The sequence below is a fragment of the Allocoleopsis sp. genome (genome assembly GCF_036703385.1).
Taxonomy (GTDB): Bacteria; Cyanobacteriota; Cyanobacteriia; order Cyanobacteriales; family Coleofasciculaceae; genus Allocoleopsis.
Window position 1 is genome coordinate 1 of the sequence record NZ_DATNPA010000805.1, and the last position, 4,417, is coordinate 4,417.

At 46.2% G+C, this 4,417-nt stretch carries 3 protein-coding genes; 1 reads left to right on the forward strand and 2 read right to left on the reverse strand.

The window, feature by feature from the left end:
* A partial coding sequence (locus V6C93_RS37280; RefSeq protein ID WP_333481746.1) for a response regulator occupies window positions 1-898 on the reverse strand: 898 nt, incomplete at its 3' end.
* 72 nt (window positions 899-970) lie between these two features.
* Window positions 971-3,820: a hybrid sensor histidine kinase/response regulator gene (locus V6C93_RS37285; protein WP_333481747.1), complete on the reverse strand. Its 2,850-nt coding sequence runs from the start codon at window positions 3,818-3,820 to the stop codon at window positions 971-973.
* A gap of 199 nt (window positions 3,821-4,019) precedes the next feature.
* On the opposite strand from V6C93_RS37285, the gene V6C93_RS37290 reads away from it, so the two are divergent.
* Window positions 4,020-4,307 carry a hypothetical protein gene (locus V6C93_RS37290; RefSeq protein ID WP_333481748.1) on the forward strand — a complete coding sequence of 96 codons (288 nt, stop codon included), beginning with the start codon at window positions 4,020-4,022 and terminating at the stop codon, window positions 4,305-4,307.
* The last annotated feature ends 110 nt before the right edge of the window (window positions 4,308-4,417 follow it).

Sequence of the window (4,417 nt, forward strand, 5' to 3'; positions counted from 1 at the left end):
GAATATTGACGGGCATCAGACTCAATGCATCCAAGCGGGAGAAGTTGCGAAGGGATGCGGAAATATTGAAAAGGCTCTCAGCCCCCACTTTCATCGAGTTGAGAATTTTGGGCAAGTCTTCTAGCAAGAACTCTAAATCAACAGAGTCCGACTCGTCTTGGATTTCGGCAGGAGGAGTTGGAAAATGCTTCTGATAAAGGCGCAAGATTTTAATGATGTCAGAAATGTATTCCTTAGTGGGAATGTAATTGCTGAATATAAAGCTGACTGGGTTACTAATTTCGTGAGCCACACCAGCGATTAGTTGACCGAGGCTAGCTAGTTTTTCACGCTGAACCAGTTGGACTTGAGTTTGTTTGAGGTCATCTAGGGCTTTATAAAGATCAGCCGTTCGCTCCATCACCCGTTTTTCTAAGTCAATATTGAGCTTGTGCAACGCGGCTTCTGCTGCGGTACGTGCTTCGATTTCCTGTTTCAAAAGCACATTTTGCTCGGCGAGTGTCTTAGTCAAGGAACGCAGTCTCAAGTGCAGTTTTACCCTGGCTAACACCTCCTCTTGTTGAAACGGCTTAGTAATGTAATCCACTGCCCCTAGCGAAAGACCTTTGACCTTCTCTTCTGTATCCGAAAGGGCGGTCATAAAGATTACAGGAATGTCGTGTGTTGAGGGATTTTCCTTTAGCTGTCGGCAAGTTTCAAACCCGTCAATTCCTGGTAACAATACATCCAACAAAATCAGATCGGGGAGTTCGTATGCAACTTGTTCAATGGCACTTTCACCATCAGTTGCTACTGCAATTTCCAAGCCAGCACTGCTCAATGCATCGGATAGCACTTCCAAATTTTCGGGAGTATCATCAACGATTAAAATGAAGCCTGCGTCTGGGCTGTACGTCATGATTGTTGTCCTGTTTTGAAAAAATCTTAAAGCTAACCGGGAAGTGACCCACTCCTCACTGACTGTATTAAGCTAACTAAGCAATCTATATTGTTTGATAAATTCTCTAATTTTTTTGATCTGAAAATTTTTGGCGAGTTGACGCAGCTCTTTAACAAAAGGAACAAATCTATTATCCAATTTTTCTAGTCTCTCCAGTTGTTCCAGAAGAGTTTTGACGCGACCTTTCATCGCTGAATCAAACAAAAGGGCGAGTTCTTCTGCCGGAGGTGGCACAAGCTCGGCAGTCTGCAAGGACTGTTCTGGAGGGTGGAGTCCTTCCCGTACCCCCAAGAGTGAGTGAAATGAAAGAGTTTCCTCCCCTATTCTTTGAGCCTCATTTGTTGGCTCGTAAATCCATTGCAGTCCCAAATGCTTCTTTAACTTCTGGAGTAGGTTATCGACCTGCACGGGTTTGGGGAGAAAATCGTCGGCACCCGCGTCCAAACTCTTGTGCTGGTCAGTATCAAACACGCTGGCAGATGAGACAATAATCGGCACATCTTTCCATTGGGTTGATTGCCGGAGACGCTGCATCATCTCAAAACCATCCAGCACTGGCATCCTCAAGTCGGTGATAATCAAATCGGGCTTAAACGTTGCGGCTTTGTCTAAACCCTCCTGACCATTTGCTGCCTCTACCATTGCAAACCCGATAGGTTTTAGCAGATTGACAATGACCGAGCGATTTTCCCATCGGTCATCGACCATCAGGATTGTCCGCTGTCTGCCAGCAAAGCCGATAATCTTGCCTTGAGCAAAAACTGGAGCTTCCTGGATTGATTTGGATACTTCAGGTAAGTTCAAATCGATCCAAAAAACGCTCCCCTTGTCCAACTGACTTTTGACTTGGATGCGACTGCCCATCATTTGAATCATCTTCTGGCTAATTGCTAAACCCAGTCCGCTACCTTCCACCCGACGCTTGCTGTCTCCCACCTGCTCAAAGGGCAAAAATATCTTTTCCAGTTGCTCTGGGCTGATGCCGACGCCAGTGTCTTCGATTTGGAAACGAATTTGGCAATTTTGGCTTGAAGATTGTGAAGTTAATTGTGTTTCTTCTAGCAAGTCAATCTTGAAAGTGACTTGCCCAGTTTCGGTAAACTTAATGGCATTACCCAATAAGTTGATGAGTACCTGTCGCAACCGTTTCTCGTCAGCACTGATGCCTCTGGGCAATTTAGGAGACGGTTGGTAAACAAACCCGATGCCTTTTTGTTCAGCCCGAATGCAACAGATTTCAACCACTCCCTGCAAAAAGGCAGGAAGATGAAAATCTGTTGGGTATAGTTCCAATTTACTCGCTTCGATTTTAGAAAGGTCTAAGATGTCGTTGATCAGGGTCAGCAGGTGGGAGCCGCACTGGTGAATGATACCAATACCGTGGAGTTCATGTTCTGTAAAATTTTTTGAGCGTTTGAGGATTTGGGCATAACCTAAGATGCCGTTGAGGGGGGTTCTTAGTTCATGGCTCATGTTTGCCAAAAATTCACTTTTGGCTCTGTTGGCAGCATCAGCCGCAACGGTTGCTTCCTTTAACTGTGCTGTCCGTTTTTCGACTCGGATTTCTAGCTCGGAATTGGTCTTTTCTAGGGCGGCAAAAGACTCTTGCAACTGCTGTGCCATCTGGTTAAAAGATTTCGCCAGAATCCCCAGTTCATTTATGCTTTCCACCTCAACTTTTTGGTCTAATTGACCACTGGCGATGTCCGCAGATGCTTCACTCAAACGAAAAATGGGGTGGGTAATCCAGCGGGAGGTGAGGATTCCTAGTAAGGTAGCCAGCACTAATGCGCCCAAACACAGCAGGATAGTGGTACGGGTGTTGGCATGGATTTGCTGCATAAAGTCGGCTTCTGGAACAACCACCACAATCAGCCAATCCAAACCTCGACCGTCTTTGAAGGGCATGACTTGCACGAATTGCCGCTCTCCCGCCAGCATGAAGTCAAGTTGCTGATTGCTGTTAATTTGGGTGAAGTTGCCGAAGCGTTCTGTCAAATGTTGTGCTGTGAAGTGAATCAAAGGTACGCTACTTTCTATCGCTTTGAGTCGTCTCGCTTCCTTAGCATCGGAGCTTTTGAGGAATGGCTTCTCAGAGGTGGAAGACGCCACGAGTTCTCCAGAGCGTTCTATGATGAAGGTCTTTCCTGACTTACCAATTTTCAAACTTTGCAGGAAGTCACCGATTTTTGAGAGAAATAAATCGGTACTTACGACTCCCCGGAACGTACCTGCTTTGTCATAAACGGGCTGGCTAGCCGAGATGCCCAGGTTCGCTTGGATATAGTATTGGTAAATTTGATTCCACTGCGGTTTGCCTGCTTTCTTGGCAGCTTTGTACCAGGGTCGGACACGGGGATCGTAGTTGGGGTTGCTTTCCTTTTGCTGAGTTGGATTGCCCTCGTTATCGACACTGATGAGCGTGTTAATAAAATTGCTCGATTTATCGGTAATTTCAATAACAGGAGTGCCATCATCTGGCTTATATCCAGCGCCCGCATATTCTTTTTTCTCTCCTCCGAAACTAATATAATTTACGCTGGGAAATTGCTTTAGTTGCCAGAAGAAGTAGCTTCTCATGGCACTCATGTCATCGGGATTCCACAGCCCGAAGCGGCGAATGGCATCGACGCTGAGCGCATTGACCAAATGGGGCGTTTCTAAGTAAGTGTTTAGATGCTGCTGGATGCGGGATGTGACTTCACGGCGTAATTGGGTGGTGACTTCGTTGACGGCAGTCTTTCCGTTGCGTAACGAAAGCCACCCTGTCAACCCCACGGCTGCAAAAATTTGGATAACGAAAGGCACCACAAGGATGATGCGCAAGGGCATCCTTTTGAAGGGTTTAGATACCCGACTGGTCAGAGAACTCTGTAACATTAGTCTCTTGTTACTCCTGGCAACAGGTTAATTGTTAAACTGCCAGATGCTCCCCTACTAAAATTTATGCTGTAGTGCCTTCTTAAAGTGGAAACCTTGGCAGTTATGGGGATGAAGATGAGTAAATCACGGGGTATTTCTGATCTCCTCGCACTGAATCTTTGATCTCAGTTTAACTTTCCTATGTTTGAACATATACATGAGAATTCTCAAACAGCCGCTTCAGTGGCAGGTTGGATTGGTTTTAGTGGCTGGTGTCTTTGCCGTTTCGACGGCGGCAATTTTTATTCGGTTAGCAATGAAGACTGACGCTCCTGCTGGGGTAAATCGGGTAGGATTTAGTTTATTCCTGGCTGCATCTCGCCTTGCGATCGCATCCTTACTTCTGCTGCCAGCTTGGCGGAACTTGAGGCAAACTCAGCTTAGTCCGGGAGCAATGCGCTATGCGGGTATGGCTGGAGTTGCGATCGCGATCGCGGGACGGTAAGCGTTTACATTGCAGCTTAGCTGAGTGGCACTGACTTAACCTGAATGTCACTGACATAAGAGCCTTGAAATAAATTTCAGGTTCAAAGCTGAAGTAAGCTAAAGGTTACT